Consider the following 17,346-nt stretch of genomic DNA (forward strand, 5'->3'; position numbering starts at 1 on the left):
ATCTGACGAGAAAATTAATTCTCTAATTTTGGATTTCACTTTCGTGATTTCCTACTCACTCGTTGTTCAGTTTTCAAAGATCAAGTTCTCGTTGGCGCCGTTTAATGTCTCAGCAGCAACTCTTATACTATATCATGTTCGGCCGTTTAATGTCAAGCTCTTTTTTAACTTCTTTTTCGAGCTCGGCATGTGTGTTTCTTGGCCGGACTTAGAATATATCATGTATAGAGATTCATTGCAAGCATTATTTTAAAATTCATATTATTTTGTACTCTGTTACTTCTTCATCATAATAGTCCACTTCCTTAGTGATGTTTTCCGGCAAAGTGATGGCCTCTTATACAAAAAGCATTAAACACAAAAGAGCCCCAGCAGATAAGCTGAGACCCCTTTGTTCGATACAAGCTAAGCTTGCATTCATTTCACGCAGATAATAGTTTACTTCTGCCCTTTTTCTAATAATGCAAGGATTATGGTAACCGCCTCTGCTCTTGTTGCCTTCTGGTTAGGTGCAAATTTATTCTGCCCTATACCATTCACAAGGCCTGATTTCGCTGCCGCTGCAATATACGGCACTGCCCATGCTGGTACATCCTTAGCATCATTGAAGGTTAATGTCGCTTTAGGATCTACCGTAATACCAAGAGCGCGAACAACCATAACTGCTAATTCTGTACGTGTTAGCTCCTGTGTAGGACGGAATGTTCCATCATCATAGCCACTGATAATTTGCAGAGATACAGCCTGTGCCACAAAAGACTTAGCCCATGCTGGAATCTTCGCAGAATCCTTAAAGCTTGAAGTGTCACCATTCTCCGGTAATTGTAATGCACGTGCCAGCATTGTGATAAATTCAACCCGATTTACTTTCTGATTCGGACGGAAAGTATCATCCGGATAACCACTAACGAAGCCAGCTGCTACTGCTTTCTCGATAACAGCAGCCGCCCAGTGATTGCTAGTATCCGTTAAAGATGGCTTACTAACTGGCGTCGCAGTTGGTGAAGGCGCCGTTGTCGGTGCTGGTGTAGCTGTTGGCGCTACTGTTGGTGTTGCTGTTGCTGTCGGTTTTGTTGTTGGTGCTGTTGTTGGTACTGTTGTTGGTGCTGTTGTTGGTGCTGTTGTTGGTGCTGTTGTTGGCGCTGTTGTCGGCTCTGTTGTTGGCGTTGGTGTTGGTGTTGGTGTTGGTGTAACTCCACCATTCTCATCGCCCTTAACAATACCGAACTCTTCAAGAACATATGGTTTAGCCTCATTAACATTCTGATCAATCTCATAAGATACAGCTGTCAGCTTCCCTGCATCTACAGTGATACCAACAAAGGTCTGAACTTGACCGCGCATTGGACGCGTAGCATCACTTGGGTCCGCTCCGTATTTAGCTGCTGTATTCTCATTGGCTACTTCAAAGAGATTATAGTAAGCATCTCCCAATTCTTTCTTCATGTTCTTATAGTAAACCTTCGCTCCTGCCGTAGCTGGAATCAGATATATTGTTCCATCTGGGTTTACTGTGTACTCCACAGTTTGACCATTGAAGCTTTCCTTGATCTTCACTGTGTCTGCTGCAGTTCCGTCTGCCTTGATTGGCTTCGTCCGTGCATAAATATGGTCGTGGCCTTGAAGAACCAAGTCAATGCCCAGTTCAGCCATCATTGGAGCGACTTTCGCTCTTTCTCCATTAGCGCCCATAATATCTTTGTCAGTAGCGTGGTTAGAGGTTGTATATGGTCCTTTATGCATAGCGACGATAATCCACTTCGCTCCAGCAGCCTTCGCTGCTTTTACATCGGCCTTCATCCAATCCAACTGTGCTTTGCTGAAGTTAGCATATTCATCCGAATTCTCATTCGTGTTCAAGACTACAAAGTGCGCATTGCTGTAATCATAGGAATAGTATGCTCCTGTTTCTGTTGGTGAGCCTGCGGCTTCCTTAATATTGTAGTGCTCATAGAAGGCATTCGCTTTATCCTCATGGTTCCCCGCAACTGGAACAATAGTAGTATTGAGCAAGGTTTCCTGCGAATGGCCAAGCAACCAATTCCATTGTGATTCGTTGGTTCCAGTATCTACGATATCTCCGTTAATCGCCACAAACTCTGCATTCGGGAATGTCGTAAGTGCTTTTGCCATCGTTTCTCCAGAAAGAATAGCCTCATCTTCCGTCTTAGCTTGTGTGTCCGCCAGATCGATGAAAGTAAATGCACCTGTCTTAGCAGCTGTTTCGAAAGTTCCCACTGCACTCCACAATCCCAGTGCTTTATCACCTACACGGAAGTAGTATTTCGTATCAGCCTTAAGGCCAGAAGCTTCAGCTTTATGAACTAATTCATCCTTTGAATTTCTGGAAACAGCTGAACGGCCTGTAAATTCAGCAGCTTTTGCAAAGTCTGGAGTAACGCCCGTATTCTCCACAACCTGTAGGTCGCTTCCTGCAGATTTCAACGCTGTGTACCAAGTGAATCCTTTTGCACTCACTGGGTCGCCGTTAAAGGTAACTGTAACTTTTTTGATAGAATCGGTAGAAGCAATTTTAGCTTCTGAATTGGTTCTGTCACTTACCGCTTTGATAACAAATTGATAGGTTTGGTTCGGATTAGTATTTTCTACAGTGTAACTATAAGAAGTTTGACCTTCTGCATTAGGAACACTGACCGTCCAATTTGCAGATACCAGATCATTTTGCTCATAAATGCGATATCCCGATACTGGTGCACCGGATGCAGGAGCATCCCAAGTTAACGTGATTTTACCGCCATCTGCTACAGTAGCTTTTGCATTCTGCACAGGTTTAACAGCTACGTCTGACTTATGAATGCTGTACTTATCATACAAGTCTGTAGTTCCACCAGTTGTTGTGGTGTAGGCTTCGTACGAGAATTCATCGTTAGTTACAGTCATTCCTGTGAACATTTCCTTACCAGGCTGCTCGTATTTAGCTGCAAAAGGAAACGGACCTGCGCCAACATTATATTTTTTATTGCCCGCTGCATTTGTAATCAGGTATAACGTACCCTTAGGATCAGTTACCACTCCGTTTTTGTCCGGCTTAATATCCGTCAACGGCTGATTGTTGTACATTTGATAGCTTCTAGTATAGGTGTGGTCATGTCCTCCGATAACCATGTCAATACCAAGCTCATCAAATACCTTTGTCAAATTAGCTCTGTAATAGAGTACATCTGTATCATTTGTGTGACTGGCAACAGAATAAGGTGATTTATGCAAGAGCACAACCTTCCACTTCTGGTCGCTTTTCGCGGCTTCACTGCGCAGCCACTCTACTTGTTTTTTGTAAATTTCGTTATTCTCAAGACTTGAGCTAGCACCATAATATTCTGTATTAATAACCATAAAGTGTGCTGAACCGTAGTCAAAAGAATATACAGAGCCATCTGGTTTTGCGCCCGTATTCGAGACATTAGGTAAATTAAAATGAGTTGTGTAATTGCTATAACTCTTACTTTCATGATTACCTACCAGTGGAACCAATGGAATATTTGCTAGAATATCCTTTGGTTTATTGAAGAACCATCCCCATTGCTCCTCAATATCACCGTTGTCTACCAAATCACCGGAATTCAGAATGAATTCACTTGTCGGGAATTTAGCCAATCCCTCTTGAAGGGTATGATTCCAAATATCAAAATCACCTTCAGTTGTACCTTGAGAGTCCGTTGTATATAAGAACTTAAATGCCTGATTACTGGAGCTTTCTGTTGTAAACGTTCCGATGTCACTCCAATTGTCAGCTTGTCCATCCCCAGCACGGTAAGCATACTCCGTTCCCGGCTGCAGATGATCAGCAATGACCTTATGACTAGTCAGTACTACTGGTTTCTTGGCTGACTTATCCGCTTTGGTCATATACACGCTTGTTGTAACCGATGTTCCTTCGTAAGTTTGAGCACCTACCGGGAATTGACCGTCCACTAATTTAGAAGCTTCTACTACTTCAAGCTTGGTACCCGTCACCCTCTCAGGTGCATACCAGTTGAATCCCATACTAGTCTGAGGGTTTCCGTTAAAAGTAAGTGCGATAGACTCAGGCTTCCCAACTCCAGGGTCTACAGGCTCTACTACCGGATAAGCAATCAGGTTCATATCCCAATAGAGGTCAGAACTACCATCACTCGACTGATGCACCTCAGCTGAAAGCTCATTACTTCCGTCCTTCAAGTTAGCCTTTACTACTTCGGTAAGGTCTACCTTGGTATATTCGTTTGGATCACTTAAGTTAGTTGAACTTTTTGTTTGAAAATTAATTTCGCCCGCTGGCATAGCCTCACGGTAAATTTCTTTACCGTTCAAATATAGTACAGCTCCGTCATCAAATGCGAAGTTACCCAAGATTTTATCGGATTTCGCAATCTCATCCTTATTCACCGTTACGTTTGTACGGAAGTAAGAAGTACGATATTTCATACTCTTATTAGAACCGTAGCTTATATTTGTGTTCAGAGCACCAAATTGCTTACTGCTGACTCCGGATCCACTATCTTTATAACCAAGCGGTGCTTGGCCAGACGCCCATGTTGAATCATCGTACACGGACCGCCATACCGTCCCTTGATCTGTTCCGTGATCTAGATACTTCCACGTAGAATTCCCTGCCAATAATGTAACAGGCTCTAACGATTGTAATTGCAGTAGTCCAGCATCCCCATTGCTGTCTTCAGCATAAGCTGGTATTCCTGTGAATGTAATTCCCAGTACCATAACGAAAGCTAAGGTCATGGATACAGCTTGTTTAAATAACCTGTTCATAATCAGTCTCCCTTACTGTTCTATGAAATGCTTGCATCCATTTATAGTAACTATTAAATATTTTCGCAATGTCTTTATAAACATAGAAGTTTGTAAAGTACATCGTGTATGTATTCTTACAAAAGTGGTTACAGTAACGGCAAGGTTGCCAATCAAGGAGGATAAACATGGACGATACTCATGCTTTTGTAGAAAAAGTACACGATACCCAAAAGAAAGCTGAAAAGAATAAAGAAAATCACGGTAAAAGTACACCAAGTCAAAAGCTGCCAAATAAACAGCACAGTAAGTAAAAGCGTTTAAATCATTGGCTCCCAAACACGACAAAGAAGCAGCAAGCCTCTCCAACTATGGGAGACTTGCTGCTTTACTTTTTAAGGCACAAAGATAAGTGCTAATGAGGGCTTATTTCGTCCATTTCACTACATTCACTGCTACTTTTTCTAATTGCGTCTTACTCAGTGTTTTATTCGGGGAACTAATAGTAACAAAACGATCATCCAGTTTATAGGTCAAGAACAACGAATCGGTGGATGGACTATACCATTTAGCTTCGGTTCCGTTAGAGAGCTTTACGGTTTCACCTTTATATTCGTAAGCGTAATCACGAGGAGAAATGTTCACCTTCATCTGCTTAAACAGAAAGTTCACACCATCATCTGAACCCACTACTTTTTGAAATGCGTCTCCACTCACCATTTGAGTAGGTGCATAGGCTGTTTCAAAACCTTGGAAATTGGCGAAGGCTTTAACAATCTCTTCTTTCTGAGTGTTGCTGTATTGTACTGGAGTCAGAGAAATAGTGTCAGTCACCGAGCCTCCTGTGCCAAGAATAACCTGATTGTTCACCGCATCAAAGGTCACAGGCACCTTCATCACATCAGCAATCGCACGTACAGGAAGATAGGTTGTATTGTTATACGTAATTGGTGCCAGTGCATTTCCTTTATTATCAACTGGCGTATAAGCCGTGCCATTCACCTTAAATCCAATGCTGTGATTGAGATATGCCGTAATTTTCTGAAGTTTAGTTCCTGCGTACACACCGGCTGATCCTGTGACTACCATCCCAAACACCATTGTTGCTATAATTATTTTTTTGTTTTTCATAAGTAAGCCCTCCTCGAAAGTTCAATCTTTGTTCTTACTTTAGCTCAAACAAAATAAGATTATGTCTCTAAGTTGTTTCTTACTTGTACCCATTTTGTAATTAAAAAAATCAAAATATCATTAATTCAAAAAAAATAAAAACAGCAACCCGCTTGTCCTAAAAAGGATCGTACGGATTGCAGTTAGATTAACTTTGATACGGCGTTGTAACCTTATACACTTCTGTATATAAAATTTCTCTATAAAGATTGAATTCTTCTACATCGACTGGGTTAGGGTAAGTCATAATTTGAAGCGGTAAATCCGCATTTCCCTCACGCAGAGGGGGCTGCACATACGCATAAGGATTCAAATGGAAGCCCAGTCGCTCATAAAAGCCAATTCTCCGTTGTTCCATTTCACCCAGTGGCGGCTCTACTTCAAGAAGCACAGGCTTGCCCGACTGACGGATATATTCTTCCATCAGCTTTTTACCAATGCCCCCACCTCTTATACTTGGGTCCACGGCAATATGTTCTACAAATCGAAATCCTGGAAACTCCCAGCAAGCTATAAAAGCAATGATTTTCCCCTCAGCATTCACTTCGGTAATCAATCGGTAATGTGAAACATCCAATAACTCCTGTTGTCCCTCATAGGTTCTGATCTCGGAGGTAGGAAAAGAGGCTTCCATAATGGCGAATATTTCATCAAAAGTTGTGTGATTCATAACATAGTTCTCACTTTCTGGATTTATATTTACACAAGTTATCTTAACCTTCTAAACCCTATGATATCAAATTTAAGCCTCAAGGTACTAGTACCTGGTACTAGGATAACGTGCTATACTAAGCATAACAGTTATACACATCTTGTTTTATATAGGAGAGGTTCATATTGGATAATCAGCAGTGGATCGCACCTGAGTACTACAATCTCACTTCGGAAATGGAACGTCATGCTCCGGAAAAGATTGCGCTTAAGTGGTTGAATGAACAAGGAGACTACGAGGAGATCACTTACGGAGATCTTCGCAAGCAAGCTAACCAGCTTGCCGGAGGGCTCGCAGCACTCGGCCTTCAGCAAGGGGATCGTGTTCTTGTAATGGTCCCCCGTCGAATCATCGCTTATGTCATCTATTTAGCATGTCTGAAGCTAGGACTTGCCATTATCCCTTCATCGGAAATGCTTCGCGCAAAGGATTTATCTTATCGTCTGCGGCATTCCGAAGCCAGAGCTGTTATTGCCTGGTCCGAGGTCACTGATGAAGTTAATAAAATCTCGGACGATCTGCCTGCTCTGGATTACCGTCTTTCCGTATCCGGCGACCCTGACGAGCTCTGTCATGGATGGCTAGATCTGGAAGGCCTAATGATTGATCAGCCAGATAAATTCACAGCAGTCGAAAGCCACCGCGACGATATGGCGATCTTGGCATATACCTCTGGAACAACTGGCAACCCTAAAGCAGTCGTTCACAGTCATGGCTGGGGTTATGCTCACTTACGTATCACATCGCCTCAATGGCTTGATATCAAAGAAACCGACACCGTTTGGGCAACAGCAGCACCGGGCTGGCAGAAGTGGATCTGGAGCCCCTTCCTAACCGTCCTTGGCAACGGGGCGACCGGCTTTGTATATAGTGGATCTTTTCATCCCAAAAAATATTTGCAGCTGTTACAAGATCACAACATCGAGGTATTATGCTGTACGCCAACCGAATATCGCTTGATGGCCAAATTAGAAAATCTCAATCAGTATGACTTGTCCCACCTTCGCTGCGCGGTTTCCGCTGGAGAGCCTTTGAATCAAGAGGTTATCAACACCTTCCAGCGGGAATTCAATATCACGATTCGTGATGGTTACGGTCAAACAGAAAGTACGCTTATTATCGGTACTCTCAAAGATACACCTATCCGAATAGGTTCTATGGGTAAGTCTATTGCTCCTGGTCTAATTGAAGTGGTAGATGAGGACGGTATTCCGTTACCTGCTGGAGTTGTTGGAGATATCGCAGTGCACCTAAGCATGCCAGCGTTATTCCATACCTATTACAAAGACCCTGGCAGAAAAGAAAGCTCTACTCACGGCGAGTTCTTCATAACTGGTGACCGGGCACGGAAAGATGAAGAGGGTTATTTCTGGTTCGAGGGCCGTGGAGATGACATTATCATTAGTTCGGGCTACACCATAGGTCCTTTCGAAGTAGAAGAAGCCCTTATGAAACATGCTTCGGTTAAGGAATGCGCGGTCGTAGCAAGTCCGGATGAAATCCGCGGACACATCGTTAAAGCTTTTATTGTACTAAAAGATGAGACCGCCGCTTCTCCAGAGCTTGTGAAGGAGCTGCAATCCCATGTTAAAGAGTGGACCGCTCCTTATAAATATCCACGCAAAATCGAGTTCATTCAAGATCTTCCGAAGACAACCTCCGGAAAAATACGGAGAGTAGAGCTTCGCGAGCAGGAGAAACGTGCTGCGCAGGAGTAACATAACAGTAGATATTTAATAAACAAAGAGCAGCTAGTCCGTAATAGGACTGCTGCTCTTCTTTATAGGGTATCAGCTTGTTACTCGGACCAATATTTCGCATCCGGGTTTAGAGCCGCGCCTACTTCGCCCTCTTTTACTAAATCGCAATCGAGGTAACCCTCTTCATCCAGGAAATAAACCTCCTGCTTGTAGAACTCACATAAAGTCTCCAGGAACTTTTCAGGTGATTCATACATGACAATCAGATCCCCAAAATCATGCAGCAGGTCACATACACGTTCCACACCATCTGCAGATTTATAGTAACAAATGAAGTCGCTACCGTAGTTCGTTAAGATCGGCAAGATAACGCCATCCGCTTGATGGCCTTTTTCCTCCAATATTCCAGCTAAAATCTTCATCTCTGCTTCATATTCATTAATATGAATTAGACGATACCCTGGAATAAATTCGATCAGACTTGGTTCTTCTTCCTCACTGCTTGTACCCGAAACTGTGTTATAAATGGCCTTCAGCAGTTCAGGGGCTTCCGGAAAAATCGCCGTAATCTTCGCTTCATTATCACCCTTACCTAAGCTGGCAATATAGTCAGGACGTAAGTCAGCGGAAAGCTTGAGATATTCTTGAAATTGTTCTGTCAATTTGTTAGTTTGCATGTTGTCATCCTTTACTTGTTCGAGGAATTCCACATCTTCATCAGCCAAGCATCAAAGTCAGCGCCCTTTTCGCCTTCGTAAATATCGTACACGTCGATTCTCATCTTCTTCAGTTTCTCTTTGAAATCTTCGTACGAATGATCTCTTGGCAAGCTCTTCTTGATTCTCAGGAGTATTTTGGATACGCCTTTTACTAGCTCTGGTTTATTCTTGGACGGTGCTTTAACATCTTCGCCGAATGCCTTCAGTTTAAGGTAAGCCGCTTCTTGAACTGTATATACAGGATCGCTCTCCATTAAACGCGTCAGGATATCGATAATTTGTTTGTGGTTAGTCTGTCCCAGTTCTTCAACAGCTTCTAGACGGGCTCTCCAATCCGCAGAGCGGTTGGCAGCTTTCTTTAATTCCTCGTAATTCTCCGGTAGTCCATTATTGTTCAGTTCTTCGATCATTCCGTTCAATCCCCTTCTATTCAAAACTATCTATCTAACATTAACAGTATAACCAACCATTGCGCAAGCTAAGAGAGGAAGATCTTTGCATGACCTTTTCCTTCAAACATATTTCCACAAAATTGGGGTAAAGTATTCGAAAGAAAGTGTCCCGCAACATTCTATATACTCTTTACGTTAGTTAACTAGAGAAACGTAGATCAAACACACCAAGGAGAGTGACCTAATTGAAAAAACATACCTTCATTCTAGCGTTAACTATTGTATTAAGTGTAATGCTTAGCGCCTGTTCCAGTAGTAACAATGAAGCCGTTGTCGAAACCAATCTGACGCCGAAAGAAATGATCGACGAGATGCTCGCAAAAGTGGAACAGCCTTCATTAATGGAAGTTGAAGAAGATATGGTGGCTCAGCTGTACCATCTAGCTCCATCATTACTTGAAGATTATAGCATTAGAATGCCAATGATGAATGTGAAAAGTAACGAAATTGCCATTTTAAAAGTTAAAGATGCAAAAGATATCTCTACTGTCGAAACCGCCGTCAAAGAGCGTGCGACTGATATTCAAAAGCAATTCGAACAATACCTTCCGGATCAGTATGAGAACGCCCAAAATTATAAGCTGGTCACAAAAGGCAATTACATCTTATTCGTGATTTCGGAGAGTGCTGATCAGCTGGTGACTGAATTTGATACCTTGTTTACTAAAAAATAATTAGCGATGGTATTCAGCAGCCTACTGTTCCTATTCCTGTTCCTGCCGGCTGTCCTTGCACTCTACTATGTTTCGCCTTGGCGAATCAAAAACCTCATATTGTTCTTAAGCAGTCTGGTGTTTTATGCTTGGGGCGAACCCGTCTACATTGTAATTATGTTGCTGTCCACCATTACGGATTACGGCTTTGGTCTACTTCTTAGTAGACCGAAGCTAACTAAGGTACAGCGCAAGTGGATTGTGGTTAGCTCTATGGTTATTAACCTAGGCTTATTGTCGTATTTCAAATATGCAGATTTTCTCATCCAAAATGTAAATGAACTCCTCGGTACTCATATCCCATTAACTGATTTACCACTACCTATTGGGATTTCGTTCTATACCTTTCAATCCATGTCGTACATCATTGACGTATACAGAGGAACTGCTAAAGCACAGCGAAATTGGATTGATTTCGGAACGTTTGTAGCCTTGTTCCCGCAATTAGTAGCCGGTCCTATCGTTCAATACAACACCATTGCAGAGCAATTACGAGCGCGTTCGGTGGATATCCCCATGTTCGCAGAGGGTGTACGAAGATTCATTATCGGACTAGCCAAAAAAGTGCTGCTTGCCAATAACATCGGTTTGCTCTGGCACACCATCTCCAGCTCCAATCTAGATTCCATGCCTGCTTTAACCGCCTGGATTGGCATTATTGCATTTGCTTTTCAGATCTATTTTGATTTCAGTGGATATTCGGATATGGCGATTGGCCTCGGACTTATGTTCGGCTTCCGCTTTAACGAGAACTTCAACAAACCTTATATTTCACAGAGCATTACCGACTTCTGGCGGAGATGGCATATTTCCCTTAGCAGTTGGTTTCGTGACTACGTATATATCCCGCTTGGAGGCAACCGCCGGGGTTTAGGCATTCAAGTGCGCAATATCCTCATCGTCTGGCTGTTGACGGGAATCTGGCACGGGGCGAGCTGGAACTTTCTGTTCTGGGGATTATACTTTGGGGTCATTCTTATCTTTGAAAAATGGTGGGGACTAAAACTGCTGAGCCGTCTACCGCGCTGGACAAGGCATCTCTATTCCATTGTACTTATCCTTATCGGATGGGTCTTGTTTGCCTTTGAAGAACTTCCGTTGGTGCTGAGTTATTTGCAAGCGATGCTCGGTTTTAGTGGCCAGCCATTGTGGAATAACACAACTTTATACTTCACTTACACAAACGCGATTCTACTTTTGGTACTCATATTAGCATCTGTACCTTTGAAACTCTCCAAGCGTATGGATGCTGAAACGATTCCTTCTCTGGTTTGGTATGGCGTGCTATTCTTCCTATCTGTCGCTTACTTAGTGGATGCTACCTTTAACCCATTCTTATATTTCCGATTCTAGGGGGTGATTGTTTATGAAGCAGAGAACGGATCGAATACTAGTGGTGGGATTTGTCGCGACGCTGTTTCTGGTGGGTATAACCTTTTTCTTACTGCCTGTTCAACGTTTCTCTGAGCTAGAGAACCGATATTTACAAAGCGCTCCCCATCTGACATGGGACAATTTATTATCCCACACCTATGCGGAAGAGGCGGAAAGCTTCGTAACCGATCACTTCCCTTTTCGCGCCAAATGGGTATGGGTGAAATCGGCGATGGAGCAAATGAGGTTGCAGCAAGAAAATAACGGAATATATAAGGGGAAAGACGGCTACTTATTCGAAAAATTCGAGGCACCTGATCACAATAAGTTTCAGCAATATACAGCGGCTGTGAAGCGTTTTGCCGATAAAAATGCTGAAGCCAAAACGACCTTTCTGCTTGCGCCGACATCGGTAGGCTTGTACAACGAGCGTCTTCCCTGGTTAGCACCCGTATATTCGCAAGCCGAGGTGAATCAAACGATTGCTGAGGATGTAGGGGATAGCCTTACTTTTATAAATGGATTTAATGTTCTTGCTCCTCATGCCGCAGAGGACATTTATTATCGGACCGATCATCACTGGACAACCTACGGCGCTTATTTGGCTTACGTAACTTATGCTAAAAGTATGGGATGGCTGCCTCTATCCCAGAGCGAATTCGAGATTGAGACGGTAAGCGATTCGTTCCTTGGAAGCTACCATACGCGGAGTCAATTCATTGGAGTGGCACCAGATTCCATTCAAGTGTATAAGCCTGTTCATGATGTATCCACCAAGATGCATATTGTAGATACGGGTGAGACTTTAACAAGTATGTACGATCTAAGCTATCTGGAGAAAAAAGATAAATACTCTTATTTCCTAGGCGGCGTTCATGCCCTTATGAAAATCACAAGCCAGCTTGATCCTAAAGTGGTCAAACAGGAGAAGTTGCTCGTCATCAAGGACTCCTATGCGCATAGTGTCATCCCTTTTTTGACTCAGCATGTGCCTGAGATCCACGTGATCGACATCCGTTATTATAACGGGAGTATCAGTGAGTACATGGCTCAGAATGATATCAAGGATGTATTGATGCTGTTTAATACAGCTACTTTTGTTGATAATGCTTCGATCTTGAAGCTGAATTGATGGTAGGGCGATGTATATGGTGATTGTGTGATGAATATGGTGACGGGGCTAACTGTGGGAAGTTTGGACTTTCGGTCGCTGTTGTCTCCAGATGTTTTTGATTTCACCGCTATCAGCGGATAACATCCGGAGACAATGGCGAACGCTCCGCTCCTACAGTTCCAAAATTCCCTCCGTTACTTTTCACCATATTTATGGGTTAAATCTAAAAACCATTCACGATTATGTGTAGAATCGTGTCTCTGCCGATAGCTTTAAAGCGAATGAATCCTCCTTGAAGGAGTGCTTCATTTATTATGAGCTGCAATTCAATTCCACTAGCGTTGCATTAAGCTTCATATCACACCACTTTGCGGATTAGGGAAATCCTCCCTAAAATTAGTCAATTATCGGCTCAATTTGTGACTTTTAAGGAAATCCTCCCTAATAAATACGAGAATACCCTCTTTATGAATGAAACACCCTGATAATTGGGGAGATTTTCCCTAATTATCGCTTGGAGCACGATTAATCTCACATAATTAGGGAGGCTTTCCCTAATCTAAACATTTAATCATTGATAGTGCCTGATACATATTCATTATGAGGTTGATTAAGAGTGAAAGAGTTGCCACAGTAACTGAAGATTTCTTAAGGGACATTTTCCTCCCACTAGCAATTATTTTCTGTAACCTCTACATCAAACCAAACACTAAAACTAATATACGAGTCCTCTAATGTGGCTTCATATTTTAGATCATTCTTAGCTAGAATCTCCGCGACAATAGACAGGCCAAGTCCAGTACCGGAGATTTCTTTATTCCGAGACTCCTCGATGACATAGAACGGGTCCCAGATATACGCTAGATGATTCTCTTTTAGGCGCGTGGTTTTATTAGTAATGGTGAATTTCAAAGTGCCGTGGATATCATTCTCTACTGAGATGCTAAAGACATTCTCTTCCCCATATTTAATGGCATTACTAATTAAGTTGTTGAATACAATTTCTATCTGGCTGCTATCCTCCTCAACGATGGATCGTTCAACCGAATGGAAGTCGGTCTGTAAGATCAGGTTTTTATTTTTGAACGTAATGTTATATTGTGAGATCACTTTGAGCAGAAGCTCTTTAAGATCGAATTTTCCTTTATGCACTACGGTCTTTTGGATCTTGGATAGTTTAATTAAGTAATCCACCATATCAGACGTATACTTCACCTGTTCCAAAATGATATCCGTATAGGTGCCATCATCCAGATCGTCTTGAATACCAATGGTATACGCTTGGATTAAGGATAACGGTGTTTTTACCTCGTGTGAAATGCTTGAGATCAGTGTGTTTAAGCTTTGATTTTTCTTTTCCAGCTCTGCATGGGCGCTTTTCAAACGCTGACTCATCTGGTTAATGCTCTTTGATAATTCTTCGATTTCATCCCCCGACTTAATCGTCACTTGTTTAAAATCAAGATTGGAGATATCCTTCGCTACATCCTGCAATTGCTCTAACGGAGTAATGATTTTCCTCGAAAAATAAGCCACTAACAGCAAGCTGATAATAATCCCCAAAAGAATAGAATAGAAGCTGAATTGGTTTACGATGTTTAAAGCATCTGTATTGTGCACAACCACTGTGCCGATGAGGATTAAGCTACCATCCTGCTCATATATTTTCGTTAACAGGCTGGACTTCAATTTCCCCTGATTAAATAATAGATTCACCGTTTTTCCTTCATTTACCTTTTGCAAAACTTCTTCCGTAATCCAGAACTTATTAAGTGCCACTTTATCTTTGTACAACGCAAATTGAATGTTCTCGTTGATTATTGTTGCGCTTCCGTTGTTCTCAACCCTAACTATCGTTACATTGTTATTGTTCTCGATCGCTGTTTCTTTCTCCATGAGCTGATCCAGACTGAGATCCTTTACTTCGTCATAAATGTCGTTAATTTTGGTTTTCATTTTATAAAGGTAATAATCAGACGAGAAAAAATTGTGCAATGAATAGGACGTCCCAAACACAATCAGCAGAATAATACTTACCATAATCAATAACTTCGTGCTTATTTTATTGATTTTTATCATGGAAGCTGTACCCCATTCCCCTGTGTGTAATTACGTGGTCAGCCCCAATCTTATCGCGTAATCTTTTGATATGTGTATCCACGGTTCTCTCTTCACCAAGATAATCCATCCCCCAAACGGAAGATAACAAAGAATCTCTGGACAAAATCCGGCCTTTATTCTCGTATAGGAAGGTTAGCAGTTCAAACTCTTTTTTATATAGGGACAGCTCCTCCCCATTCTTGAACACTTTTTTTCGCTCAAAATCAATTTCTAAGTCCCGTATAGCAGCTACTTTTTCGGTACCCAGCATTTTTTTGATTCTCAGCATTAAGATCCGTGGATCGAATGGTTTTCTTATATATTCATCTGCACCGATATCTAATGCGCTAAATTCATCGTCATGGGAAGATCGAGCGGTCAACATGACCACCTTAGCTAAACTAACCTGCTTGATTTCATTGCACACCTCAATCCCGCTTCGCTTAGGCATCATCCAATCCAGTACCACAAGGTCGATCTTATTCGAAAAAAAGAGCTCCAGCGCCTCCTCCCCATCCATAGCTACCCAAACGTTATAGCCCTCTTTTTCGAAATAAGTCTTCAATATAGTAGTCATGTGTTTCTCATCATCCGCAATTAGAATGTTCAAGTAGCATCATTTACTCCTTTCCTTCAAGTCCTTTCTTCAATACTTCCCATATTGGGCTATCGACTACTTTTCGAGGAGGCTGTTCGCCATTCTCTATCGCTTGCCAATATTCCCAGGTTGGGGGCTTACTTCCCAATTCATAATCCATACCGTCCCAAGTATCCTCGCGGAAAGCATAAAACGCCCAGTGCCAGCCGAAATCATCAAAAATCGAAATTAAATCAGCCATGTATTGATCTGCACCTTTTACTAATCGATTCGTTCCAAACTCTTCTGCAACAATCCGATTTGCGGGGATGTTATTTTCCTTTGCCCACTGTGCAACAGGTTCCAGAAATTCCTTTAAGGCTTCCTTGTTAAAAGCTTTTTCCGTTTTATTATCCCCGACCTTTACCGTTCCAGGATACTCATAGGTAAACCCTTTTTTCTTATTTTGACTGGTTAGCTCGTAAGGCTCGTACATATGAAAAGCATACAACACATTCTCATCATCGATCGGTTTTAAATATTTAAAAGCCCAAGGTGTAGCATACAGCCCAGAATTTACGATAATTGGTGTCTTCGTATCTACGGTACGAATAGCGGTCACTATCGTCTCATATAAAAGATTCAAATCCGCAGGGGTATTCTCTACTGAGCTATACCATTCGCTGTAGTCCTGTGTCCAGAAGTCATTAAATCCCGTGGCGGTCTCTGGATGTGGCTCATTTATCAGGTTATAACCGATTACCGCAGGATGATCTTTCAACCGGCTTGCTAGATCTCTCCAAAACACTGCCGCTTGTTCATGATAACTGAAATCTTTCCATATCCGGTCATCATTTTTGTAATTATTGAACTGCCTCCAGCGATCTCCGGGGAGACTGAGGACGGTCAGCACTACTTTGGAGCCCCGAGCCTCGGCTGAATCTAAGTCCGCTTTTAACTCGGCAAAATCCTCCTCAACAATCCCTTCATACTTATCTGCATTCCCTATTAGAAAATCTTTATCCGGGTTCGCATCCGGTTTGTCATTAAATAAATAGTCACTGTCTTTTGCCCATTTATCTGGTGCCAAACGAATGAATTCAATATTTTGCTCTTTGGCAGCATCATAGTTTTCCGGTAAAGATTTTGAATTCATGAAATTAGTTCCTTTTCTCTGGCCCTCCCAGAAGGCTAACTTCTCATTCCTTTCTTTCGTTTCCTCCTTCTTCTCTTCTTTCTTCAGTTCTGGATTGGCTTGTGATGGTACCGAACTGCATCCGACAACCAACAATAAGATCAACACGATAAAAGCTTTAGATTTCTTCATTTTCTCACCTCGTAGCCTATCGTAGCGAATCTCTGTTACAAGAGTGTCACAAGGGGTCGGAATCAAGCTCTACAAGTAGGTAGCTGATGAATTTCATACGAATCCAAGAATCAAACCTTACTCTTTCATATTCTATTTCTAGGAGGTGAGTATAATATGACAATTCAGTTTGTAGATTTAAGACTTTCCAACCAAGCTGCTTCGGATGCTACACCAGCAGTTATTCCACTAGCAGCGACTCCCCTTGTTTTTGGGGATATTGGTATTCAGACCGCAGGCGTATCGGCAGATAATCAAGGCAATGTCCGCATACTTTTGACTGGATTTCTAAAAGTAGAAAACAATCCTCTTTTCAACACTAATACCGTTAATGTTCGCAGAAACGGAACCATCATTTTCACCACAACATTTGGTGTTGCGATCAGCAGAGAAAACGAGGCTTTCGGCTTTACAGCAGTAGATGTTCCACCGCCAGCAGCGGTCGCAGCAGGTCAAATTCAGTACACGGCGGAGATCTTCACTAATGCTGCTGCAACAGATCCCTTTAATAATGTCCAAGCCAGAAACTTTAGTGGCGTTGCGGCAGCGGGTAACTTCTAGCATTAATATGCAGCGGGTGGATGAGTGAATTGTCTCATTTAA

The 17,346-nt window shown here is 42.2% G+C and carries 14 protein-coding genes; 6 read left to right on the top strand and 8 right to left on the bottom strand.

The annotated features are described in order from the left end of the window. Positions 1–438: 438 nt before the first annotated feature. A complete protein-coding gene (locus NSQ29_RS23410; protein ID WP_341126198.1) occupies positions 439–4,767 on the bottom strand; it encodes an S-layer homology domain-containing protein in 4,329 nt (1,442 codons plus the stop codon). Positions 4,768–4,934: 167 nt separating this feature from the next. On the opposite strand from NSQ29_RS23410, the gene NSQ29_RS23415 reads away from it, so the two are divergent. Continuing rightward, on the top strand, positions 4,935–5,060 hold the full coding sequence (locus tag NSQ29_RS23415; protein ID WP_052404154.1) for a DUF4023 domain-containing protein: 126 nt from the start codon (positions 4,935–4,937) through the stop codon (positions 5,058–5,060). Positions 5,061–5,172: 112 nt separating this feature from the next. On the opposite strand, the gene NSQ29_RS23420 is transcribed toward NSQ29_RS23415, so the two are convergent. After that, the gene (locus tag NSQ29_RS23420) at positions 5,173–5,877 is read right to left on the bottom strand and encodes a hypothetical protein (RefSeq protein ID WP_339244981.1); all 705 of its coding nucleotides are present in this window, start codon (positions 5,875–5,877) and stop codon (positions 5,173–5,175) included. Between the two features lie 187 nt (positions 5,878–6,064). Continuing rightward, the gene (locus NSQ29_RS23425; RefSeq protein WP_076287051.1) at positions 6,065–6,586 is read right to left on the bottom strand and encodes a GNAT family N-acetyltransferase; all 522 of its coding nucleotides are present in this window, start codon (positions 6,584–6,586) and stop codon (positions 6,065–6,067) included. A gap of 164 nt (positions 6,587–6,750) precedes the next feature. Between NSQ29_RS23425 and mbcS the strand changes: the two genes are divergently transcribed. Continuing rightward, positions 6,751–8,346 carry an acyl-CoA synthetase MbcS gene (gene mbcS / locus NSQ29_RS23430; protein ID WP_341126807.1) on the top strand — a complete coding sequence of 532 codons (1,596 nt, stop codon included), beginning with the start codon at positions 6,751–6,753 and terminating at the stop codon, positions 8,344–8,346. An 80-nt stretch (positions 8,347–8,426) separates the two neighbouring features. Here mbcS and NSQ29_RS23435 read toward each other — a convergent pair whose 3' ends face one another. Both NSQ29_RS23435 and NSQ29_RS23440 read right to left on the bottom strand, forming a co-directional pair. Further along, positions 8,427–9,005 carry an SMI1/KNR4 family protein gene (locus NSQ29_RS23435; RefSeq protein ID WP_042184979.1) on the bottom strand — a complete coding sequence of 193 codons (579 nt, stop codon included), beginning with the start codon at positions 9,003–9,005 and terminating at the stop codon, positions 8,427–8,429. An 11-nt stretch (positions 9,006–9,016) separates the two neighbouring features. Further along, entirely contained in the window at positions 9,017–9,457 is a 441-nt protein-coding gene (locus NSQ29_RS23440) for a HEAT repeat domain-containing protein (RefSeq protein ID WP_042184977.1), read from the bottom strand. A 227-nt stretch (positions 9,458–9,684) separates the two neighbouring features. On the opposite strand from NSQ29_RS23440, the gene NSQ29_RS23445 reads away from it, so the two are divergent. The 3 genes from NSQ29_RS23445 to NSQ29_RS23455 are packed head-to-tail and all read left to right on the top strand — an operon-like array spanning position 9,685 to position 12,718. After that, on the top strand, positions 9,685–10,173 hold the full coding sequence (locus tag NSQ29_RS23445) for a DUF4358 domain-containing protein (RefSeq protein WP_042184975.1): 489 nt from the start codon (positions 9,685–9,687) through the stop codon (positions 10,171–10,173). Between the two features lie 6 nt (positions 10,174–10,179). Next, on the top strand, positions 10,180–11,565 hold the full coding sequence (locus tag NSQ29_RS23450) for an MBOAT family O-acyltransferase (RefSeq protein WP_341126199.1): 1,386 nt from the start codon (positions 10,180–10,182) through the stop codon (positions 11,563–11,565). Between the two features lie 13 nt (positions 11,566–11,578). Beyond that, positions 11,579–12,718 carry a DHHW family protein gene (locus NSQ29_RS23455; protein ID WP_341126200.1) on the top strand — a complete coding sequence of 380 codons (1,140 nt, stop codon included), beginning with the start codon at positions 11,579–11,581 and terminating at the stop codon, positions 12,716–12,718. A gap of 651 nt (positions 12,719–13,369) precedes the next feature. Here NSQ29_RS23455 and NSQ29_RS23460 read toward each other — a convergent pair. The 3 genes from NSQ29_RS23460 to NSQ29_RS23470 are packed head-to-tail and all read right to left on the bottom strand — an operon-like array spanning position 13,370 to position 16,704. Beyond that, positions 13,370–14,779, bottom strand: a complete 1,410-nt coding sequence (locus tag NSQ29_RS23460) for a sensor histidine kinase (protein WP_341126201.1) — start codon at positions 14,777–14,779, stop codon at positions 13,370–13,372. Then, entirely contained in the window at positions 14,763–15,410 is a 648-nt protein-coding gene (locus NSQ29_RS23465) for a response regulator transcription factor (protein ID WP_076300313.1), read from the bottom strand. The genes NSQ29_RS23460 and NSQ29_RS23465 overlap by 17 nt, the downstream gene beginning before the upstream one ends. A 10-nt stretch (positions 15,411–15,420) precedes the next feature. Further along, complete coding sequence (locus NSQ29_RS23470) at positions 15,421–16,704, bottom strand: glycoside hydrolase family 5 protein (protein ID WP_341126202.1); 1,284 nt, start codon at positions 16,702–16,704, stop codon at positions 15,421–15,423. A 156-nt stretch (positions 16,705–16,860) separates the two neighbouring features. Between NSQ29_RS23470 and NSQ29_RS23475 the strand changes: the two genes are divergently transcribed. Next, on the top strand, positions 16,861–17,304 hold the full coding sequence (locus tag NSQ29_RS23475) for a hypothetical protein (RefSeq protein ID WP_076286168.1): 444 nt from the start codon (positions 16,861–16,863) through the stop codon (positions 17,302–17,304). Positions 17,305–17,346 lie beyond the last annotated feature (42 nt).

Source organism: Paenibacillus sp. FSL F4-0236, from assembly GCF_038000135.1.
Lineage (GTDB): Bacteria > Bacillota > Bacilli > Paenibacillales > Paenibacillaceae > Paenibacillus_AQ.

Bases quoted from the DNA above. Each gene is read 5' to 3' on its own strand.
- NSQ29_RS23410 (WP_341126198.1), bottom strand. From the start codon at position 4,767: ATGAACAGGTTATTTAAACAAGCTGTATCCATGACCTTAGCTTTCGTT.
- NSQ29_RS23415 (WP_052404154.1), top strand. From the start codon at position 4,935: ATGGACGATACTCATGCTTTTGTAGAAAAAGTACACGATACCCAAAAG.
- NSQ29_RS23420 (WP_339244981.1), bottom strand. From the start codon at position 5,877: ATGAAAAACAAAAAAATAATTATAGCAACAATGGTGTTTGGGATGGTA.
- NSQ29_RS23425 (WP_076287051.1), bottom strand. From the start codon at position 6,586: ATGAATCACACAACTTTTGATGAAATATTCGCCATTATGGAAGCCTCT.
- NSQ29_RS23435 (WP_042184979.1), bottom strand. From the start codon at position 9,005: ATGCAAACTAACAAATTGACAGAACAATTTCAAGAATATCTCAAGCTT.
- NSQ29_RS23440 (WP_042184977.1), bottom strand. From the start codon at position 9,457: ATGATCGAAGAACTGAACAATAATGGACTACCGGAGAATTACGAGGAA.
- NSQ29_RS23450 (WP_341126199.1), top strand. From the start codon at position 10,180: ATGGTATTCAGCAGCCTACTGTTCCTATTCCTGTTCCTGCCGGCTGTC.
- NSQ29_RS23455 (WP_341126200.1), top strand. From the start codon at position 11,579: ATGAAGCAGAGAACGGATCGAATACTAGTGGTGGGATTTGTCGCGACG.
- NSQ29_RS23460 (WP_341126201.1), bottom strand. From the start codon at position 14,779: ATGATAAAAATCAATAAAATAAGCACGAAGTTATTGATTATGGTAAGT.
- NSQ29_RS23470 (WP_341126202.1), bottom strand. From the start codon at position 16,704: ATGAAGAAATCTAAAGCTTTTATCGTGTTGATCTTATTGTTGGTTGTC.
- NSQ29_RS23475 (WP_076286168.1), top strand. From the start codon at position 16,861: ATGACAATTCAGTTTGTAGATTTAAGACTTTCCAACCAAGCTGCTTCG.